This is a genomic window from Bradyrhizobium sp. USDA 4538, assembly GCF_024171045.1.
GTDB lineage: Bacteria > Pseudomonadota > Alphaproteobacteria > Rhizobiales > Xanthobacteraceae > Bradyrhizobium > Bradyrhizobium australafricanum.
In genome coordinates this window covers 1993246-2014070 of sequence record NZ_JALJZE010000001.1, presented here as the reverse complement: position 1 = coordinate 2014070, position 20825 = coordinate 1993246, and the positions used below count along the sequence as shown (strand labels likewise).

Here is a 20825-nt window from a genome sequence, read left to right as displayed (position 1 = left end):
AGGTGCGGGCGCCACCGGAAGCCGCTACCTTTCCGCTGTCGACGGATACGACGCCGATCATCCCGCTCGAGGCGAAGAGACTGTTCGGCCCGATCCCTCGGGGCGATATCGACAATCAACCTTGTGAGCGGCGAGGTCATGGTGCCGCTCCCATGACATTGGCCGGTGTCCGGTCCGCGCCCCCTTCGCCGCAAAGGTGGGCACGCAGCGCGGCCACACATTGATCTGCGTTCTTGTTGTCACGTTTTTGACCGGGGACGATCGTGAGATCGGCAAGTTGATAGAACGGCGAGCGCTCGCTGATCAGCTGCGTGATCTTGTCCTTCCGGTCTTCGGTCTGCAACAGCGGGCGGGCGGTGTCACGACTAAGGCGTTTCCTGATCTCACCTTCGTCGGTGTTGAGCCAGATCGAGACACCCTTCTCCGCGACGCGGTGCCGCGTCTCCTCACGCATGAACGCGCCGCCACCGGTGGCCAGCACCACCGGCCCCCGCTCGAGAAACTGTGCGATTGACCTCGCCTCGAGGTCCCTGAAATACTGCTCCCCTTTGGTTGCAAAAATCTCCGTGATCGACATGCGAGTCATCGCCTCAATCTTTTTGTCGGTGTCGATGAAAGGCAGCCCTAGTCTTCGCGCAAGATGTGGGCCGATAGTGGATTTGCCGGAGCTGGGCATGCCGACGAGCACGATCGGCCGGCCGTCGAGGGCAGCGACAACTTCCTTTGCAGTCGGTGATCGCTCGGGCGTCGCGGTCTGTTGGGCAGATCGCAACCCGAGGGTTGCGCCGACGCCAGCTGTCCGCGCCCCTTCGATCGAAAAGTGGGGAATGTTTCTGACACCCTCCGGTATCGCAACTTCTTTGCAGACCTCGCGCACGCGCTGGGTGAGCTGCTCCATCTTACGGGGATCCGGTGCATCGCCTCTGCGCCGTCGCTGGAGTTCCTTGTACGTGTCGTGATTGGCAATTTTGGCCTTGTAGCTGCCCGGCGTATGGAACTCCGCCTCGAATCGGTAGCCATCCGGCGTGGCGAGCACAGTCTTCATGCCGACAAACGTCGGAGCGCTCATCCTGAACCAGTTGGTTGTGCTGATTTCGGCGTAGCCTTGCTCCTCAAACGCCAGAATGCCTTTCGTGAAGGCACGTGCAAAATCCTTGTCGGGCACTTCGAAGACATGGCGCACGGCGCTGCTGATCAGCAGTGAGGCGCCTTCGGGGGCATCATTCACCTCCATGAGTTGGTCTCTGAGGGAGCTTTCCGATCTTAACCGACGGTCGAGATGGGGCATCTTCACATCGATGCCCAACAGCTCAAGGTCCTTGGCAACCTGACGTGCTGCTACAGTGATCTCCTTCTCTTCGGCTGCGGCGCGCGCGACCTCGATTTGGGCGCGCTCTGAAGCCTGCTCGCGAGTTAGCGTCAACGTGATGGCAGAAGCCTCGGCAGGCTGTCGGCCAAAGCCAGGCAGAATCCCTTTCTCCGCAGCAAGATGAATAGAGGCCTCCATGATTGAAGCTGCCAATGTGGGATTGTCCTTCAGATCCTCCAGGGTCGTGTCGACATTGAACCGTCCGTGGTTGAGGGTCGCCGCCATGCTCTTGACATAGGGCACGGACTTCAGGCCTGGCGTCTGCTGCAGGAGCCCCTGGAGCCATTCGCTTTTCTTCATGAAGAGCTGGACACTCGTGTCGGACTTGAAGGCGTCCGTTCCGACCTTGATCCCGAGGCTCAGAAGATTGCTCGCGCTTTGCACGAGGTCATCGGCAATGTACCCATCCGGCCGCGGAGTGATGCGCGGAGGATAGTGGTCGAGCAAGGACTGGATGCGGTCGCGTGGGTGAGCGGCTGCCGGATAAGTCTCCGCCAGGCTTGGGAAAAGCTCCGCAAGCGCTGGGCTCACAGTCAGTTTAGTGTCGCTCACGCTTTCGGATGTTTCGGGCAGCATCTGCTCAGCTGTGCTCGCTGCCCACGCCTCGAGGTCGTTGACGAGCAACTCGGCAATTTCGTGGGCGACTGCATGGTCTGCAAGCTTGATCTCGGGCCTCGCTCTATCGAGCATGTGCTCGACATCCTGGGCGCTCACCTGCTCCTTGGTCAGCAATTGACGGATGTCGCGCTGAAGTTCGTGATGAAACCCCTCGTAAGTTCCAAAAACCGCGCGCTCAGCAAACCAACGCCGTGCTTGATGGGATTGCGCCAGAAAGCTCCGCTGCAGGCCGCTATAAATTTCCAACGCGTTCCGCGTCGCCGCGAGGATCTGGCTGGCACGACTGAATTGGTAATTGTTGCCCTCGATCGCCGGGGTATACGACTTCGGCGGCTTGAGCGAGCGAACTCCGCGAGCTTGTTCCTTCTCATCGAACTGGCGAACATGCTCATACAGCTGCGGCCGATCGCCGATGATAACGACGGTATCCCCGTCGAAGTCGCCGTCGAGCTTTTTCTGCTCGCCGGTCGGGACTGCAACCAACGACCCCGGAGCGAACACTTCGGTCGCCTGCAGGATACCCACACAGTCGACCGGCGTGTCTACGTTTGCACGGTCTTTGCGCTCGGTCCAGCTCGAATGGCACTTGACGTCTTCGGCCGACATCACCAGCCCGCGGTCCGCGTAGTTGGCCGGCCACATCCCATCCGGCACCACGATCAGAATGCCTTTGGCAAAGAAGCTCGGGTCGTGGGCCGCCAGCTCCTCCTGCGACTTCTGGGCGACACTGAAACTGTATTGCATGGCCACGCATCTATCGAGGAATGCCGCAGTCGGATCCCCGTCAGCTGCCGACCTGACTCGCTCGGCGGCGAGTGGGCGAAGGTTAGGCTTGTCATAGGGAGATCGCCCGATCAGCACGCCCCCCGTTCCCGTTAACGTCTCACTCTTGCACTTCGGCACATGGAGGTAATCATCACTGGACGGGACGGCAACGCCACCGGGAGCATCGATGTGGCCTGCCGTCACCATGCGAAACAGCTGCTCGCCTATCAGGCTTTCCCCTCCTCTGCTGTCCAGCCAGCTCTTGGCCTTTTCGCGAGCCTCGTCGGCCACCTGCTCACTGCGCGGATAATGTTGCAACGCCGAGGCAGGAACGGACGATCTCCTTCCCTCACCATAGGCCGGCATTCGATCGGGGCCTTCCTGGGGGCCGGCCCGGCGAATAGCGAGCATACGTTCGGCGAGCGAGGCCTTGATAAAGCCACAGCCATCATGCGGTCGCAAAGCAATCGGGCCTTCCGGTCCAGTCAATTTGAACGGATGCTCCTCGTTGGTAGGGCGGTCTGGCGTCAGCAACAGCTTGAAGGCGCCCTCCAGCGCGTAATCGTGAGGGCCCAGATCCTTGATTGCGGGTGGCGCCGCAAACCCCCTGCGCTGAGTGTACCAATAGGCTTCCTTGAACGGGGCCCAGGCCCGCAACAGCTTCTCGAATGACGTCCCCGGCGCGGTTTCGGCATAGGGAATGGCGAGCAGTTTTCCCCCCGAAGACGGTGCTGCCGGTCCGCCTGGAGTATGGGCGGCGATTTCGAGCACGGTCGGTCTTGGTGCTTTCAACTTGCTGCCGCCGAACAGGTCCATGCGGTACGGCACCCCCTTGTAGGTGAGCGTGCGCGCCAGCATGAGGGCGCTCGGCTTTGCCGGCAGCTGGACGGCGACCACCTCGATCGCGCCTGAGGTCAGCCGATGAAAAACCGAGTATCGTGTCTCGGACTCTGTGGCCAGTGGCCGTCCTTGCATGTCCACCACCGGCAACCGCATCAGACCCGCTTCGCCCTGTGGGGGCCTCGGCTCGTGATCCATGGCTCGCAATACCTCGTGGACATCGAATGTGGACGCAGGATATTTGTCCCGGATCGTTGCCGCGTTTTGCTCGACGAATGTGTCGAGCGCATCGACCGGGCTCTCCGCCTCGATCTGTGCGATCAGGTTCCAGCTCATGTTGGAAAGATCGCCCTGGATGAGGTCGCGCGTGCCGGCCAGGATCTCTTTGGTACCGTGCCGCAGCTCTTGCTGCCTCTTCCGCAAATCGGCCTTCTTGCCCTCGATAACCGGTCGCTTGAACATGTTCGCCAGGACTGCACGAGCCTTGAGCATCTGATAGATCGAGAGGGCAGGATTGCGACTCGCGCGCGGCCCACGGATGCGCTCTGCCGCGCTTGTATTGAAGTGCGCCTCGATCTTTTGCTCCACGACCGGCTGGAGATCGTTCAGCAAGTGGAGAGCCACTCTGCGGTGCCAGCGCAGGTGCGGGCTGCGCGCCAGCGGCACCAGCGCGGCACAGAGATTGCCCATGGTTTCGAGGTTATTCTCAGCGGCAAAACCAGGGGCACGATGCAATTCGTTGAGCCGATCCAACCCGGTCGAGGCGAGCGAGCCAAGATCTTCGAATAGTCGAGCCTTCGCCAAGGCCTTGAAAATGCTGGCGATGGTCCGAACATCGCTCTGCTCCAGCCGATCATTGTCGTAGTGAAGGTGATGGGCCAGCTGATGCAAGCGATCCTTCAGCAGAGCGGTCTCTGTGATCTCGCCCGCCTCCTCTCCTCTCACGATACTTCGCCCCAGGGCATTGGCGATCATGCCGAACTGAGGCGTCGTGAAGGTACCGAAGCGTTGGCCTGCGCGGCCTAGTCCGCGTGCGACATCCACCAGCGCCCGGTGACACGCTGCGTCGTCGGGCCACTTGCTGAAGCCATTTATCAGATGTGCCATTTGCTGCGGCGTGAAATCGGAGAGCGCGCGGCGACCGACCTCACCCGCGATCACGGCCGCGGCTTGGCAAGTGTCCGGGTCTTCCGACCACTTGCTGAATCCGTTCACCAGATTCGCCAGCGCCTGCTGAGTAAAATGGGAGAGTTGATCGCCACGGCGACGGACCTCGCGAGCGATTGCGACCGTCGCTTGGCCCGTGAATGCTTCTTCGGGCCATTTGCTGAAACCGTTCGCCAGGTTCGCCAGCGCCTGCGGGTCAAAACGCAAGAGCTGGGACGGCACCTGACCTGCGATTGCGACGGCAGCCTCGCGACAGCCCACCGCGTCCGGCCATTTGCTGAAGCCGTTCACCAGCTTCGCCAGCTCCTGCGGGTTAAAACGCAAGAGCTGGGACGGCACCTGACCTGCGATTGCGACGGCAGCCTCGCGACAGCCCGCCGCGTCCGGCCATTTGCTGAAACCGTTCACCAGGTTCGCCAGGTGCTGCGGGGCAAAACGCAAGAGCTGGGATGGCACCTGACCCGCGATTGCGACGGCAGCCTCGCGACACTCCACCGCGTCCGGCCATTTGCTGAAACCGTTCACTAGGTTCGTCAGGTGCTGCGGGACAAAACGCAAGAGCTTGGCCGGCACCCTACCTGCGATTGCGACGGCAGCCTCGCGACAGCCCACCACGTCCGGCCATTTGCTGAAACCGTTCACCAGATTCGCCAGCGCCTGCGGATCAAAACGCAAGAGCTGGGACGGCACCTGACCTGCGATTGCGACGGCAGCCTCGCGACAGCCCGCGGCGTCCGGCCATTTGCTGAAACTGTTCACCAGGTTCGCCAGCGCCTGCGGGTCAAAACGCAAGAGCTGGGACGGCACCTGACCTGCGATTGCGACGGCAGCCTCGCGACAGCCCGCCGCGTCCGGCCATTTGCTGAAACCGTTCACCAGATTCGCCAGCGCCTGCGGATCAAAACGCAAGAGCTGGGACGGCACCTGACCTGCGATTGCGACGGCAGCCTCGCGACAGCCCGCGGCGTCCGGCCATTTGCTGAAACTGTTCACCAGGTTCGCCAGCGCCTGCGGGGCAAAACGCGAGAGCTGCGACGGCACCTCACCGGCGATTGCGACGGCAGCCTCGCGACAGCCCGCCGCGTCCGGCCATTTGCTGAAACCGTTCACCAGGTTCGCAAGGTGCTGCAGGTCAAAACGCAAGAGCTTGGCCGGCACCTCACCGGCAATTGCGACGGCAGCCTCGCGACACTCCACCGCGTCCGGCCATTTGCTGAAACCGTTCACCAGATTCGCCAGGTGCTGCGGTTCAAAACGCAAGAGCTTAGACGGCACCTCACCGGCGATTGCGACGGCAGCGTGGCGACAGCTCGCCGCGTCCGGCCATTTGCTGAAACCGTTCACGAGGTTCGCCAGTTCCTGCGGGGCAAAACGCAAGAGCTTTGACGGCACCTCACCGGCGATTGCGACGGCCGCCTCGCGACAGCCCACCGCGTCCGGCCATTTGCTGAAGCCGTTCACCAGGTTCGAAAGCGCCTGCGGAGCAAAACGCGCGAGCTGGGACGGCACCTCACCGGCGATTGCGACGGCAGCCTCGCGACAGTCCGACGCGCCCGGCCATTTGCTGAAACCGTTCACCAGGTTCGAAAGCGCCTGCGGGTCAAAACGCGAGAGCTGGGACGGCACCTCACCGGCGATGGCGACGGCAGCCTCGCGACAGCTCGCCGCCGAGGAATGTCGGCCGAACGATAATGCGAACAGAGAAAGAGCGATGGGATCAATTTGCTTCATAAGCGCCTTGTCGAGGCGCGACATCCGAACCGCTAAGGCCTGGCAAGCTCTTGTGCCGGCCTCCCCTCCAGCTTCCCGGCTCACCACATTGCATGTCGTGGCGTACCCCCACGAGAACCGGATATTTTCCTCCAACTGCGGCACAAATCGAGCATCGAAACGGGCAGCTGCGGTTTGCAGAAAGTCTGATAGATCCTGCCTTCCCAGCTGCTTGCTGTAACGTACAACTGCGCGTGAGAAAACGCTGATGTCGCGAGCGCTGGCGATTTCCCTCAAGGCGGCATTTAGTTCATCCGAACGTCTAGAATGCCTTTCCGGTATTCCAACTTGGACGTTCTGCAGGGCAGCATTGTCGACATGCGACCTTCCGGTTCGGCCGCTTCGGTCAGAGATGGATTGGCCATACGGCGCCAGCCTGCCTGTTTGCGGGCGGTCAGTGGTCCGATCGGCGCGTTGCCGGTCACCATCCGAAGCCGATGGAGTAATTTCCAGATTGGCTGCGCCACGATAAGTTCCACGGGCTCGCTCCGAGCTCCCAGGCTGGAATGGTTGCGCAGGCGCATCGGCGACGTACCACCTTCCTGGTCTGCCACTTCCCTCAGACACGGACTGCGTATCCAGTGGGGGTCTGCTCGCGTGCGAGCTTTCAGCCTCTCGATCGTCGCGCCAGAGCTCCTCGCCACTTTGACGCGAGAAACCCTCATCTCGCCTTGGTCTCCCATGGTACGTTCCATAAGGCCGTTGCAGGCCCGGGGTTTGGACATTCTGGATGCGTCCCCCTTCTGGTCCACCCCCCCCGTGCGACGGGAGAGGGCGTCCTAGCGAGCTTTCCGCCTCTGGATCGTCATGCCGCAGTTCCCCATCAGTTCGCGACGAGCCGGATTCCGGCAAGGAGCGCAAACGACGACGACTTCCACCGATTGCGCCCTGCAGCGCGGCCCCAAGGAGCCGATGTGCGCCGGCGGAGGGAGCGGCAAATCGGCCTGCACCGCTGTCGCGCTGCATGCTGCGAGAATCCGAAGGACCTGAATCCTCAAGCTCGGAACGCATCCGATCCACAATGGAACTGAACGATCGCCCCTCTTCACCAGGAACACAAGCCGGTCCAGCGCTCGAACCGTCAGCGCCTCGACCTTCAGCGGCACCAAATTCCGAAATGGGCGACTTGTCGTCCTCGTCAATGCGTCTCATTATCTTTATCCAATGTACCTGGATGCCCTGCCCTGACGAGTGCGACAGCCACTTGTCGGCTCGACCGCTATCCTCGTGGTCTGATGACTACCGAATGGGTTCGCCGAATCAGCGACCGCCAAACACGCGAAGCTCTTTGAATTGCATGCTCCCCTTTAGGCACAAGAGACTTCGAGCTCGCGGTGAACGCAAGCGGAGCCAAGTACGTCCCTTTTCGCTGCCCATTTGCTGACCGATCGCCGCGATTCCTGCGCCCTTCGATTGCCCATCGGCAACGCGACAGGCGTATTGAAGACTGACAATGATGTGCCCATTCCGATCACCTAGAGGCTGGCTCGCGATCAGTATCGTGTATGGTGCAGTCGAGCGACGGACAGCAAGCGCAACTCCGATTAGGGCCCGCAAACCGAAAGTAGAACATAGTACAAAAGAAAACGGTTGCTTCATTCGTCAGTGCTTTCGCGGGCACGTCTGCGCGGACTGTACAACTTGACGCAGGGTCCGATTCAAGCTCTGCGCTCTATGTCGCGTGAGTGGCACTCCTGAACTTTCGTCGCTCTTCCGTCATAGGCTTTGCGGCGACGCGCACCCGAGCCAAGCTCGACTCTGGAGGCCTCCCAATCCTTGGCGAGACGTTGGCATGGCTCAACCGCTGCCGACGTCTCGCCAAGGATTGGGAGGCTTCCGTCAACGAGCTATGCGGGAAGCTGGGTGATGACGGACTGAGATAGGCGGTCGTCCGTGAAGATCGGCTAAGCAATTGAGCTAGAATCGCATTTGTCGTTGCGGACTGTTTTGCGATTGCAGGATTTTGAAGCTTCGGGCATCGGAACCTTGCAATTTCATTTTCAGGATTCCGTCGAATCGCCAGTCATGATTCCGTCGGCGCATCGGAGGTGGCGATGCGACCGAAGAAGCACAGGACGACGGGATCGGGCGATCTGTTCCGGGCCAGGCTGGACCAAATCATCAATATGAAGCACGAGCTGGTTCAACTCGCCGGCAAGGTCGATTGGGACTGGATCGACGGCGAGATCGCGCCGCTCTATAGCGAGAACGGTCGGCCGGGCATCGCGACCCGCTTCATGATCGGGCTGCTGTTGCTCAAGCACATTTACGGCCTGTCCGATGAGGGGCTGTGCGAGCGCTGGGTCCACGACCCGTATTTCCAGTACTTCACCGGCGAAGAGTTCTTTCAGCACGCGTTCCCGCACGAGCGCTCGGACCTGAGCCACTGGCGCAAGCGGCTCGGCGACAAGCTGGAACTGTTGCTGGCCGAGAGTTTGCGGGTGGCGCACGAGACCGGCGCGTTACGCAGCCAAGACCTCAAGCGGGTCACGGTCGATACCACCGTGCAGCCGAAGGCCATCACCTTCCCGACCGATGCCAAGCTGCTGCACGCGGCGATCAAGGGGCTCAACCGCCTGGCGAGGAAGCACGGGGTCAAGCTGCGACAATCCTATCTTCGCATTGCCAAGGCCGCGGCAATGATGGCTTCCCGCTACGCCCATGCCAAGCAATTCAAGCGGCATCAGCGGCAGTTGCGCATCCTGCGTAGCCGACTGGGCCGGATCATCCGCGACATCCGCCGCAAGATCGAAGGGCAGGAAGCGCTCGAGAACGCGTTCGCACTGCCGCTCAGCCGGGCCACGCAGATCCGTTCGCAGCAGCAGCGCCAGCGCGGCTGGAAGCTGTATTCCTTCCATGCTCCGGAGGTGGAGTGCATCGGCAAGGGTAAGGCCAGCGCTCCTTACGAGTTCGGGGTGAAGGCCTCCATCGTCACCAACAACCGCCGTGCTCCTGGGGGCCTGTTCGTGCTGCACGCCAAGGCGCTGCCCGATAACCCCTACGACGGTCACACCTTGCGGGACGCCATCGACCGCACCGAGACACTCACCGGCTGTGCGATCGAGCGCGCCTATGTCGACAAGGGATACCGCGGCCACGACGCGCAAGATCCCCGTCGCGTCTTCATCTCCGGCCAGAAGCGCGGCGTCTTCGGTGTCATCAAGCGCGAGCTGCGCCGCCGCTCCGCCATCGAGCCCATCATCGGACACCTGAAGGCCGAAGGTCACCTCGGCCGCTGCTACCTCAAGGGCCGCCAGGAGACGCCGCCAACGTCGTCCTCTCAGCCATGGGCCACAACTTCCGCCGCATCCTCGCCTGGCTCAGGAAGCTCTTGCGCTTCATCCTGATCGCTCTTTGGCCCGCCTTCGCAACCCCAGTCGCCCTCGACCCCGCTTGTTAACGGACGACTATGTACGCGGCGAGTTTCTGGTCGATCTCATCAAAGGCCAGGCGGATAAGGAAGCGACTACGCGTCTGGCTGACAAGGTCGCGGCGCTGACTGGTATCGACCAAGCGGTCAGTCGTAGGCTCGCCGGTCGCTTCGAAGTCGCCGAGTTCCGCCGCGAGTTCGACCGTAAGAACCGCAAGTTGATCGGCCGGTATGATGCATCTGTGCGTGGCCTCGATCCATATCCGGAGTCCGATTTCCAACTTTCCGGCGATCCCTCTGGCGATACGCTGGTGGCGCCTCTGACCAGCGCCACTGTCGATCTCCTCACACGCAAACTAAGCTGGCGGCCGGACGGCTCCTATGAACTGGGCAACCCCAAGGTCATGGAGGCTTGGGATTTCGGCCGCAGCCCTCCGGAGTCAGTTTCGGAGCTGCGGCAAATCCTGGCAACGGACCGGAACATGAAATTGCTAGTCTAGTCGCGCACGGGCTGTTTGACCTCGCCACGCCGTATTTCGGATCACAAATCGTGCTCGATCAATTGCCGCCATCTGCCTCCACTCCGCGCATCAAACTTGTGGTCTTTCCGGGCGGCCACATGTTCTATTCACGAGACGCCTCGCGGCAAGCTTTTCGCGCGGAAGTCGAAGTGATGATGAAGTAACGCCGCCGACGGACTCGGTAACAAGCAACCTGGCGTTCGCGCAAACATCCACGATTTCTCAAAATGCGGATGGAATCCTAGCCCCGCTCCGATCATCAGACGCCTTCGTCTTCAATCAGGTATGGCTCGAGGCCAGTTTCGTGTGTGAACCAGGTATCTCTCAATGGCTTCCAACATGACCCCGTGTTGTGGAACGTAATCGCAGCGTTCCAAGCACAATGCGGCGCCCGATACCGATGGGAGCAGCTCGTCAGGCGCATGAAAAAAAGTCAACGACTTGGTGTGTCGATTGAGCCCTGGCGACCTCATCTAGAGGGCCGGAAAGATCGTGCGTGATGGTCGGTACACTGGAACTACCAGTGGCTGGTCACAGTGATTTTGACGGCTTGATATCGAGCCAGCTTAGGATCGGCAATTTTTCTGGCGGCAAAAGGAGCGGCTCGTTCAGATCATGGGAACCGCAGCGCCCAGCGAGCTGTGCAAATGTTAACGACGTGCAGGACATCGTCCCCGGCGCGATGATGAAGTAGGCGCCGCTCCCTGTATCACCTTTCGACCTCGGGAACGCGATCGTTCCCGAGGTGTTGCGTTCAGCGATCGTCGACGATGCATTTCGACCAGAAAAGATCGCTCCGAGAAAATGTCTCAAGCGTTATCTGCTTTTACGTAGCTGCGCCGGGCGCGCAAACGTTTGGTAAGGAGAAGGCAGTTCTCCTGCACTCATTTTGTTCTCGAATCCTCGAGCGGTCGAATCTTACTTGCGCATCATCGTCGACGTGATTTCAGCCGCGCAGGAACAAACCACGCATTTCGTTTTGAAGAAGAGAATACCGCTTTCCCGGACTGGGCAAAAAAGAGTTTGGCTTGGACTCGCTCGCCCGCAATTTCTCTGAGACACTTGATCGTCAGCCGATGGTGCTTGCGAGGGGAAATTCTAATGATTTGCACCGACGTCTTCGACGAAATCAACGCCTGCGCATTGCGAACGTCGTGTCGCACGATCTGCTGTTGACGCACTGGTCGTGCGTCGCGGATCGGAATTGCTGACCGCTCCGACCTTTCAAAAACATCCGAACTGACAAATTGTCAGTCGGTCATTTACCAACCCGCTGTCCCGCGCAGCGTGAATGCATCCTGCTGCCACCTCCCGTGGCGCGCGTCGTCACATCGCAACCGAATGAGGACATTCGAATGACCGCCAGCAATGATCCGATCAAGTTCGCCTATTGGGTGCCCAACGTCTCGGGCGGCTTGGTCATCAGCAAGATCGAGCAGCGAACCGGCTGGGACATCGACTACAACCGCCGCCTGGCGCAGATCGCAGAGCAGAGCGGCTTCGACTATGCGCTGAGCCAGATCCGCTTCACCGCCGGCTACGGCGCCGAGTTCCAGCACGAGCCGGTCGCCTTCAGCCACGCTTTGCTCGCCGCAACCACTAAGCTGAAGGTGATCGCGGCGCTGCTGCCCGGACCGTGGAATCCGGCGGTCGCAGCCAAGCAGATCGCGACCATCAGCCAGCTCACCGAGGGCCGCGTTGCCGTCAACATCGTCAGCGGCTGGTTCCGCGGCGAGTTCACCGCGATCGGCGAGCCCTGGCTCGATCACGACGAGCGCTACCGCCGTTCCGAGGAATTCATCCGCGCGCTGCGCGGAATCTGGACCCAGGACAATTTCACGTTCCGTGGCGATTTCTACCGCTTCTCCGACTACACGCTGAAGCCGAAACCTGCGCATCCATTGCCCGAGATTTTCCAGGGCGGCAGCTCGCGCGCCGCGCGCGACATGGCCGCGCGGGTGTCGGACTGGTACTTCACCAACGGCAATTCGGTGGCGGAGATCAAGAAGCAGGTCGACGACATCAGGGCGAAGGCGCGCGCCAACAATCACTCGGTCAAGATCGGCGTCAATGCCTTTGCCATCGGGCGCGATAGCGAGGTCGAGGCCCGCGCCGTGCTCGACGAGATCATCGTCAAGGCCGATCCGGAGGCGGTCAATGCGTTCGGACATGAGGTGAAGAATGCCGGCAAGGCTTCGCCGGAGGGCCAGGGCAATTGGGCGCAATCCAGCTTCGAGGATCTCGTCCAGTACAATGACGGCTTCAAGACCAATCTGATCGGCACGCCGGAACAGATCGCCGAGCGCATCGTCGCGCTCAAGGAGGTCGGCGTCGATCTCGTGCTGCTCGGCTTCCTGCACTTCCAGGAGGAGGTCGAATATTTCGGCCGCCGGGTCATTCCGCTGGTCCGTGCGCTGGAGGCGAAAACCGCCGCGCACGCCCAGGCCGCCGAATGATAGGGAGCCTTTCGACGTGACGGCGATGGCAACGAATGCTGACGTCCTTGCGCTGGAGGCGGCTCCAGCGCAAGGCAAGCCGCGTGCAATGTGGGCGGTCGATGCGCCCGAACGGGGGCTCGCGCCGGCCGCCGATCGCGCGGTACGGCCGGTCCTGGCATTGAGCGACATCGCGCTGACATTCGGCGGCGTCGCGGCGCTGCGCGACGTCGACCTTGCGGTCGCGCCGGGCGAGATCCGCGCGGTGATCGGGCCCAATGGCGCCGGCAAGAGCTCGTTGCTCAACGTTATTAGCGGGCTCTATCGGCCCGACCGCGGGCAGGTGTGGCTTGGCGAGCGTGCGTTCGTTCAGGTGCCGACGGCGCGATTGGCTGCGCACGGCGTCGCGCGCACGTTCCAGAACCTTGCGATCTTCAAGGGGCTGTCGGTTTTCGACAATGTCCTGATGGGGCTCGCGCATCGCGTCCGCGCAGGTTTCCTGCGCCAGATCATCGGCTCGCCGCTGGCGCGCCGGATCGAGGCGGAGAACCGCGCCGCCGCCGAGGATGTTATTGGCTTCCTGCACCTCGGCGACGTTCGTGAGCGCGCCGCCGGAACCTTGCCCTATGGCTTGCAGAAGCGCGTCGAACTCGCGCGGGCGCTGGTCGCGCGACCGACGCTGCTGCTGCTGGACGAGCCGTTCGCGGGCGTCACGTTGAGTGAGAAGCGCGAGCTGTCCGAGCACGTGCGCAATGCGCGCGACAGCTACGGCGCCACCATCATGCTGATCGAGCATGACATCGGCGTCGTGATGGGCCTCTCTGATCGCATCGCGGTCCTCGACAACGGCCGCAAGATCGCCGATGGCACGCCCGACGAGGTGAGGACCGACAAGGCCGTGATCGACGCCTATCTCGGCGTCGCGCATCAGGACGTCACGGAGCTCGCCGTCTGATGTTCGACTATCAGTTTTTGATCGAGGTGCTGGTTGGCGGCCTGCTGTCGGGGGTGATGTACTCGCTGGTCGCGATCGGCTTCGTGCTGATCTACAAGACCTCGGGCGTGCTCAATTTCGCACAAGGCGCGATGCTGCTGTTCGCGGCGCTGACCTTCGTCAGCCTGATCGAGCGCGGCATATCGTTTCCGGTCGCGTTCCTGATCACGCTCGCGATCATGGTCGTGCTGGGCGTAAGCGTCGAGCGAACCGTGCTGCGGCCGCTCGTCAACCAGCCGCCGATTACGCTGTTCATGGCAACGCTCGGGCTTTCCTATGTGATCGAGGGCGCGGCGCAGCTGTTGTGGGGCACGCAGGTTCACGGCCTCGACATCGGGATCAGTGACGTGCCGCTCGACATCGCCGGGGTCTTCATCAGCCGGTTCGATCTTTTCGCCGCGGCGGCCGCGGGCAGCCTGGTGGCGCTGTTCGCGCTGTTCTTCCGCTATACCCGAACCGGGCTCTCGTTTCGCGCCGTTGCCGACGATCCGTTCGCGGCACTTGCCGCCGGCCTGCGGCTGCCACGGGTCTGGGCCAGTGTGTGGACCGCTTCCGGCATCGTCGCGCTGGTCGCCGGACTGTTATGGGGCGCGCGTCTCGGCGTGCAGTTCTCGCTGTCGCTGGTTGTGTTGAAGGCATTGCCGGTGCTGGTGCTGGGCGGCTTCGATTCGATCGCTGGTGCGATCATCGGCGGTCTTCTGATCGGCGCCATCGAGAAGCTCGCCGAAGTCTATGTCGGGCCGCTGTTCGGCGGCGGCATCGAAGCCTGGGCCGCCTATGTCGTGGCGCTGGTGCTGCTCCTAGTGCGGCCGTCGGGGCTGTTCGGGCAGAAGCTGGTGGAAAGGGTCTAGGAGATGAGCGCAGCAGCACCGGCGGGATCGCTCGCGCCTGGCGTCGAGACCATTGCGATCGCCGCCGCAGCGGGGATCGCCTTTGGCGTCATTCCGGTCGCTGGCTCGGATTACCTGTTGGATGCGGTGCTGACGCCGTTCCTTGCGCTGGCGCTTGCCGCGGTCGGGCTCAACGTGCTCACCGGCTATGCTGGGCAGGTGTCGCTGGGCTCCGCCGCATTCCTCGCGGTAGGCGCCTATGCGACCTACAACCTTCACCTCCGGCTGCCGCAGCTGCCGCTGATCGTTGACCTTGTGCTCGCCGGCCTCGTCGCGGCCGCGATCGGAATCGTGTTCGGATTGCCGAGCCTGCGCCTGCGCGGCTTCTACCTCGCGGTCTCGACCTTGGCCGCGCAGTTCTTCGTGCAATGGACGCTCACCAAGTTCGGCTGGTTTTCCAACGACAGTCCGTCCGGCGTGATCGATGCCCCGGTACTGAGCGTGGCCGGTTTCGCCTTCACCAGCCCGGCCGGGCGCTATGTGTTCTCGCTGAGCGTCGTCGTGGCGGCGACGTTCCTGACCCTGCGGCTGCTGCGCGCGCAGAGCGGCCGCAACTTCATCGCGGTGCGCGATCACGAGCTCGCGGCCAGGGTGATCGGCGTGCCGCTGCTGCGCACCAAGCTCCTGGCCTTCGCCGTCTCCTCGTTCCTGATCGGCATCGCCGGGGTGTTGTGGGCCTTTGCCTATCTGCGAACGGTCGAGCCGGCCGGCTTCAATCTCGACCGCTCCTTCCAGATCCTGTTCATCATCATCATCGGCGGGCTGGCCTCGCTGCGCGGCGCGTTTCTCGGCGCCGCGTTTATCGTGGTGTTTCCGTTGATCCTGTCACGCGCCGGCGCGGCCTTGCTCGGCGGCGTATTCGATTCGGGCGTGCTGGAGATGAGCCAGCGCATCGTTCTCGGCGGGCTCATCATCGCCTTCCTGATTGTCGAACCGCGCGGCCTGGTCGCGCTGTGGGACCGGCTTTGGAGCGCCGTCACGCGGCCGGCCGCCATTCGCAACACATGACGTTTCGCGCCACTGGAGAGTTGAAGATGATCAAATCGAGATATCTGAAAGTTGCCTTTGCCGCAGCGGTCGCCTCCGTGTTGGCCGCAACACAGGCGGCGCGCGCCGACGAACAGTTCTTTCCGCTGCAAAGCTACCGGGTCGGCCCCTATGCGGCCGGCGGCACCGGCTTCTTCGGCGGCTTCATCGACTATCTCAATCTGATCAACATCCGCGACGGCGGCGTCAATGGCGTCAAGTTGACCTGGGACGAGGGCGAGACCCAGTACGAGGTCGAGCGCGGCGTCGAGGTCTATGAACGGCTGAAGGGGCGGCCCGGCGTTGCCGCCTGGAATCCGCTCTCGGTCGGGATCGCCTACGCCATGATCGACCGCATCACCAAGGACAAGGTGCCGCTCATCACCATCAATCATGGCCGCACCGATTCGACCGACGGCCGCGTGTTCCCCTATGTGTTTCCGCTGCTGCTCAATCCCTACAGCGAAACCTCGGGAATCGTGAACTACATCGCGAGCCGCGAGGGCGGAGTGGAGAAGCTGAAGGACAAGAAGATCGTCGTGCTCTATCACGGCTCGCCCTACGGCAAGGAGACCATCCCGATCTACAAGCTCTTGGCCGACAAGTACCAGTTCAGCCTAGAGCAGATCGAGGTGCCGCATCCCGGCAACGAGCAGCAGTCGCAATGGCTGTCGATCCGCCGCGCAAAGCCCGATTACGTGGTGCTGCGCGGCTGGGGCGTGATGAATCCAGTGGCGCTGAAGACCGCGCTGAAGGTTGGCTTCCCCGCCGACCACATCATCGGCAACGTCTGGTCCAATTCCGAGGAGGACGTGATCCCGGCCGGCGACGCCGCCAAGGGCTATATCGCGATCACCACGCAGGCCTCCGGCGAGCAGTATCCGGTGCTGCAGGAGGTGATCAAGACGGTCTATGGCGCCGGCAAGGGCAATCTCGACGACAAGAAGCGGATCGGCAGCGTCTACCACAACCTCGGCATCGTGAACGGCATCCTCAATGTCGAGGCGATCCGGATTGCGCAGGCGAAGTTCGGCAAGCGCACCTTGACCGGAGACGAGGTGCGATGGGGCTTCGAGCATCTCCAGCTCGATCCGGCGCGGGTCGAAGCGCTCGGCGCCAAGGATCTGTTCCATTCGATCAACGTCACCTGGGACAATCACGAAGGCGACGGCCGCGTCACCTTCCAGCAGTGGGATGGCGGCAAATGGAAGGTCGTCTCCGGTTGGATCGCACCGGACTGGGCCTTCCTGCGCCCGATCATTGAGAAGTCGGCGGCCGCCTATGCCAAGGAGCACGGCATCAAAGTGCGGACCTCCGGTGGCGAAGCCGTCAGCAATTGAGCCGCGCGCGATGCGGGAGCGATCCGGCCTCCCGCATCCGCCAACGCCATGGATCACGTGATGAGTGAAACCCTGCTCTCGGTCGAAGGCCTGGCCGCGACTTACAACCACGCGATCGCGGCGGTCAGCGACGTCTCGCTTGCCGTGCGGCGCGGTGAGATCGTCGCTGTGCTCGGCGCCAACGGCGCAGGCAAGTCGACCACATTGCAGGCCATCTCGGCGCTGCTCGCTGCCCGCCGCGGCCAGATCAGCGCCGGGCGGATCGTGTTCGATGGCCGCGATGTCGCAGGCACGTCGGCGGCGACGCTGGTGCGCGCCGGGCTCGTGCCGGTGCTCGAGGGGCGGCATTGCTTTGCCTCGCTGACGGTGGAGGAAAACCTCATCACCGGCGCGATAGGGCGCGATGCGCGGCGGGCGGAAATCGCCGCGGATATCGAGCGCGCCTATCAGCTGTTTCCGCGCCTCAAGCAGCATCGCCGCGCGCTGGCCGGACTGACCTCGGGCGGCGAGCAGCAGATGACGGCGATCGGCCGGGCTCTGATGTCGCGTCCGCGGCTGCTGGTGCTCGACGAACCGTCGATGGGCCTCGCGCCGCTGGTCGTCGAAGGAATCTTTCGCGCGCTCCAGCAGCTGAACGGCGAGCAGGGACTGTCGATCCTGATCGCTGAGCAGAACTCGACGGTGGCGCTGCGCTTTGCCGACCACGCGGTCGTGCTCGAAAACGGGCGCAGCGTGCTGGCCGGTCGCGCGGCCGAACTGCGCCAGCGCGCCGACATCAAGACCCATTATCTCGGCGGATCGTCGCGGGACGATCAGGGCCAGAGGCGGCCACGCGAGGCTGTCGCATGATTGCAACCCGGAGAGACTGACCATGGCCAACGACAATCTCGCACGCAAGATCGACGACGACGTTTATGCCAGGCTCGATGCCGCCATCGACGCGACAGTGACGGTGAATGCGGACCGCAACGACCGCGAAAGTCGCTTTCCGCGCGAGAATCTTCGTGCTCTGGCGGAGGCCGGCTGGACCGGCGTGCTGAACGAGCCGCAATTCGGCGGACTCGGCCTCAGCCATCTGGATTTCGCTGAAGCCGCGTACCGGATCGGACAGGCCGATGCCTCCACCGGGCTCATCTACGTCATGCATGTCGGCGCGGCCCAGACCATCAACCTGTTCGGCAACGCCGACCAGAAGGAGCGCTGGCTGAAGGCGAACAATGGCGGCCTGCTCGGCACCTATTCGACCAGCGAACGCGCCACCGGCGGTCACTGGTGGTACAATCTGTCCGAAGCCTCGCGCGACGGCGACGATTATCGTGTCAATGCCGAAAAGTCGTTCACGACAAGCTCGGGCCATGCCGACTATTACCTGGTGCAGACGCGCACGCCTGGCGCCAAGGACCAGGCCGATATCATCTTCTTCATTGTCGACGGCAAGGCCGAGGGCATCGAGTCCCGGCCCTGGGATGCGCTCGGTGTGCGGGCCAATCATTCCGGGGCGATCCGCTACAGCAACGTGCATGTGCCGCAGCGCGACCGGCTCGGCGCCGAAGGACAGGGCAAGGAGATCATCTATGACGGCGTCTCTCCGGTCTATCTGATCGGGCTCGGTGCGGTCTGGGAAGGCGTCGCACGCGGCGCGTTGAACGCGGCGATCGCACACAGCACGACCTTCGTGCACAAGGACCGGAACAAGAGCCTGTCCGACTATCAGGCGATTCGCCAGGAGCTCGGCGCGGCCAAGGTGCTGGTCGAGACGCTACGGCCGTGGCGCAACGAGCTCGCGGGCAAGCTCGATGCGCTCTGGCGCGCCGGCAAGCCGCAAAGCGAAATCCTGATCCCGCTGACCGAGTTCAAGGTGCACGCCGCCGAGGTCGCCAACAAGGTCGCGGCGACGGCGCTGACGGTGACGGGCGGGTATGGCTATCACCGCGGCCCGATCGAGCGCGCCTATCGCGATGCCCGCGCGGCGATCGCGATGGGGCCGTCCAATGTCATCGCGCGCGACTGGATCGGAAAGGCGGTGGTCGGCCTGCCGCTGGAACTGTTCTACGAGGGCGGAGAATAGAGGTTGGCCGCGAGGCTGCCCCACAGGTGGTCGAAGCTACCTGGTGGCGCAAAAAGAACGTGCGGAAAACTCTGTCGCCGCGCCTACCAGACCGTAGGGGCTGTCGCATAGCCTAGTACGTGATATCCAGCTAGGTGGGTCATGACCATGTTGTCGCGGATCGCACAGTTGTTCTTAAGCACACTCCGCTCGTTGCGGCAGCGAGTGGGGCACTGCATGTGCTCACCTTGACAGCTGCGACGGCGGGTAAAACTTGCTACCTTGGGCCAGCCGGATCATGGACACACCAAGCTTGCCTTGAGCTGTTCGGTCCGTCTGACCTAGCCCCTATGTCCCAAGAGGAATTGCTCTCAGCATACCAAAGTGGGAAGATCGACCGCGCCTGCCTGCCCGTTACCACGTCCCTGGTGGGAGCTACCCCGTATCTGGATCCGATCCTGGACCTGCCGAATGTAAGGATCGTGGCCGAATATCCCAAAATGCTCGGTTATAGCCTTCTTGTTCGTCATGGAACGCGTCTGGAGGATATTAGAGAGGTCTTCGGGCATCCGGTTGCCCTTGACGAGGTTAAGCCTTGGTTAGATCACCGGCTGCCGCAGGTTCGACGTACCGCGGTGGCGAGTAGTGGCGCCGCGGCGCAAGCCGTTGCCAACAGCGAAGCCTTGGACAGGGCTTCTATTGGCCCCAGAGTTGGCGCGGCGATTTATGGGCTGGGTTCGCTGGTGGCTGGGATTGAAGAAGGCCCGCACAATGTGACGCGCTGGTGGGTGCTAGGCAGGGATATGCCTCCGCCAACCGAGAACGACAAGACGTCGTTGCTCGCGACTGTAAGTGATGCGGATTTTGCCTCCTTGCTTGCTTCCTTTGCTGGTGCCCGAGTCCAAATCCTGACGATTTACGAGCGACCGGCCAAAGCGGGCCTTGACAGCCATCGATATTTGATTGAGGTCGCGGGGCATGCGCAGACGGATAGCCTTGCCGGATTGCTTCGAAAGCGCCCGGACATTCGCGTGTTCGGGTCATATCCGCGCCGGTACTGATAGCTTCTACTTGGCGTGATCCGAGCCCTTTCGGAACTCTTCGTAGCTCTACGAAGGAGATCGTGGAGCCGCTCATGGGGAAAGCGCCTGCAACTGCCGCGTGACAATCATAAGCTGGCAGAATTTGTCGACAATGCGTTGCAGAACTACCTTGAGAATGAGGGTAGGCTGCAAGCTCTCGCGCCGCCAGCGGGCCCGCTCGTAGTAGGGAGCGAGATCGAAACGACGGGTGGCGAACCGCATCAAAATCCGAGACAATGCAGGAGAGATCGGAGAAAGTACGAGCGAGCGTTCCGCTCTGCTGCGATCCCCGCTGATAGCTCGGGGCTCTCCGAATTCGGATCGGGCAGGAAGAGCCCGGCCTGCTGGTTCTCGCCTCGTTGGTATGTCCGCACGAGCGCTCTTTGCAACTGGTCGAGCGGACGGTCTGGTTTGATATCGACCGCATTGTCAGGGATGACATCACTGAGCTCGTCGGGAGGAGCGCCCCGCCGCGCCTGACGAGTCACTTTACAAAGGTGAGGCTCGAAGGACTCCAGCGGCCGCTGATCCGACGTACCGCTGGGAAGATCAAGGGGCACCTGACAGACATCTTCCGCCTCCTCCCGCGGC

At 62.3% G+C, this 20825-nt stretch carries 12 protein-coding genes and 2 pseudogenes; 10 read left to right on the top strand and 4 right to left on the bottom strand.

All coding sequences use genetic code 11. The features are described from left to right. Nucleotides 1-136 precede the first annotated feature (136 nt). Together J2R78_RS08815 and J2R78_RS08810 are read right to left on the bottom strand one after the other, a co-directional pair. Nucleotides 137-6514 (bottom strand): shikimate kinase, encoded by a 6378-nt coding sequence (locus J2R78_RS08815; protein ID WP_253603937.1) that lies wholly within the window; start codon nt 6512-6514, stop codon nt 137-139. A 260-nt stretch (nt 6515-6774) separates the two neighbouring features. Further along, on the bottom strand, nt 6775-7008 hold the full coding sequence (locus J2R78_RS08810) for a hypothetical protein (protein ID WP_141713294.1): 234 nt from the start codon (nt 7006-7008) through the stop codon (nt 6775-6777). Between the two features lie 1575 nt (nt 7009-8583). Here J2R78_RS08810 and J2R78_RS08805 point away from each other — a divergent pair. Then, nucleotides 8584-9929: pseudogene (locus J2R78_RS08805) on the top strand (IS5 family transposase). An 8-nt stretch (nt 9930-9937) separates the two neighbouring features. Next, a pseudogene (locus J2R78_RS08800) lies at nt 9938-10584 on the top strand (peptidase S10); the annotation flags it as partial. 367 nt (nt 10585-10951) lie between these two features. Here J2R78_RS08800 and J2R78_RS08795 read toward each other — a convergent pair. Next, nucleotides 10952-11233, bottom strand: a complete 282-nt coding sequence (locus J2R78_RS08795; protein WP_141713299.1) for a hypothetical protein — start codon at nt 11231-11233, stop codon at nt 10952-10954. A 542-nt stretch (nt 11234-11775) separates the two neighbouring features. Between J2R78_RS08795 and sfnG the strand changes: the two genes are divergently transcribed. The 8 genes from sfnG to J2R78_RS08755 all read left to right on the top strand — a co-directional run bounded on the left by sfnG (nt 11776) and on the right by J2R78_RS08755 (nt 20213). Continuing rightward, the gene (sfnG, locus tag J2R78_RS08790; protein ID WP_069276313.1) at nt 11776-12876 is read left to right on the top strand and encodes a dimethylsulfone monooxygenase SfnG; all 1101 of its coding nucleotides are present in this window, start codon (nt 11776-11778) and stop codon (nt 12874-12876) included. Nucleotides 12877-12964: 88 nt separating this feature from the next. Further along, nucleotides 12965-13810, top strand: a complete 846-nt coding sequence (locus J2R78_RS08785) for an ABC transporter ATP-binding protein (protein WP_375167114.1) — start codon at nt 12965-12967, stop codon at nt 13808-13810. After that, nucleotides 13810-14700 carry a branched-chain amino acid ABC transporter permease gene (locus J2R78_RS08780; protein WP_253603935.1) on the top strand — a complete coding sequence of 297 codons (891 nt, stop codon included), beginning with the start codon at nt 13810-13812 and terminating at the stop codon, nt 14698-14700. The genes J2R78_RS08785 and J2R78_RS08780 overlap by 1 nt, the downstream gene beginning before the upstream one ends. Nucleotides 14701-14703: 3 nt before the next feature. After that, the gene (locus tag J2R78_RS08775) at nt 14704-15747 is read left to right on the top strand and encodes a branched-chain amino acid ABC transporter permease (RefSeq protein ID WP_069276316.1); all 1044 of its coding nucleotides are present in this window, start codon (nt 14704-14706) and stop codon (nt 15745-15747) included. 26 nt (nt 15748-15773) lie between these two features. Beyond that, nucleotides 15774-17105, top strand: a complete 1332-nt coding sequence (locus tag J2R78_RS08770; RefSeq protein WP_253603934.1) for an ABC transporter substrate-binding protein — start codon at nt 15774-15776, stop codon at nt 17103-17105. Nucleotides 17106-17165: 60 nt separating this feature from the next. Beyond that, a complete protein-coding gene (locus J2R78_RS08765) occupies nt 17166-17954 on the top strand; it encodes an ABC transporter ATP-binding protein (RefSeq protein WP_069276460.1) in 789 nt (262 codons plus the stop codon). A 22-nt stretch (nt 17955-17976) separates the two neighbouring features. Next, nucleotides 17977-19173, top strand: a complete 1197-nt coding sequence (locus J2R78_RS08760; RefSeq protein ID WP_253603932.1) for an acyl-CoA dehydrogenase family protein — start codon at nt 17977-17979, stop codon at nt 19171-19173. A gap of 134 nt (nt 19174-19307) precedes the next feature. Next, nucleotides 19308-20213 (top strand): prephenate dehydratase domain-containing protein, encoded by a 906-nt coding sequence (locus J2R78_RS08755; protein ID WP_309144991.1) that lies wholly within the window; start codon nt 19308-19310, stop codon nt 20211-20213. A gap of 72 nt (nt 20214-20285) precedes the next feature. On the opposite strand, the gene J2R78_RS08750 is transcribed toward J2R78_RS08755, so the two are convergent. Continuing rightward, the gene (locus J2R78_RS08750) at nt 20286-20456 is read right to left on the bottom strand and encodes a hypothetical protein (protein ID WP_253603930.1); all 171 of its coding nucleotides are present in this window, start codon (nt 20454-20456) and stop codon (nt 20286-20288) included. Nucleotides 20457-20825 lie beyond the last annotated feature (369 nt).

What these genes read in the sequence shown, in the direction of transcription:
- J2R78_RS08815 (WP_253603937.1), bottom strand. Translation starts at nt 6,514, where the DNA reads ATGTCGCGCCTCGACAAGGCGCTTATGAAGCAAATTGATCCCATCGCT.
- sfnG (WP_069276313.1), top strand. Translation starts at nt 11,776, where the DNA reads ATGACCGCCAGCAATGATCCGATCAAGTTCGCCTATTGGGTGCCCAAC.
- J2R78_RS08785 (WP_375167114.1), top strand. Translation starts at nt 12,965, where the DNA reads ATGTGGGCGGTCGATGCGCCCGAACGGGGGCTCGCGCCGGCCGCCGAT.
- J2R78_RS08780 (WP_253603935.1), top strand. Translation starts at nt 13,810, where the DNA reads ATGTTCGACTATCAGTTTTTGATCGAGGTGCTGGTTGGCGGCCTGCTG.
- J2R78_RS08775 (WP_069276316.1), top strand. Translation starts at nt 14,704, where the DNA reads ATGAGCGCAGCAGCACCGGCGGGATCGCTCGCGCCTGGCGTCGAGACC.
- J2R78_RS08770 (WP_253603934.1), top strand. Translation starts at nt 15,774, where the DNA reads ATGATCAAATCGAGATATCTGAAAGTTGCCTTTGCCGCAGCGGTCGCC.
- J2R78_RS08765 (WP_069276460.1), top strand. Translation starts at nt 17,166, where the DNA reads ATGAGTGAAACCCTGCTCTCGGTCGAAGGCCTGGCCGCGACTTACAAC.
- J2R78_RS08760 (WP_253603932.1), top strand. Translation starts at nt 17,977, where the DNA reads ATGGCCAACGACAATCTCGCACGCAAGATCGACGACGACGTTTATGCC.
- J2R78_RS08750 (WP_253603930.1), bottom strand. Translation starts at nt 20,456, where the DNA reads ATGCGGTTCGCCACCCGTCGTTTCGATCTCGCTCCCTACTACGAGCGG.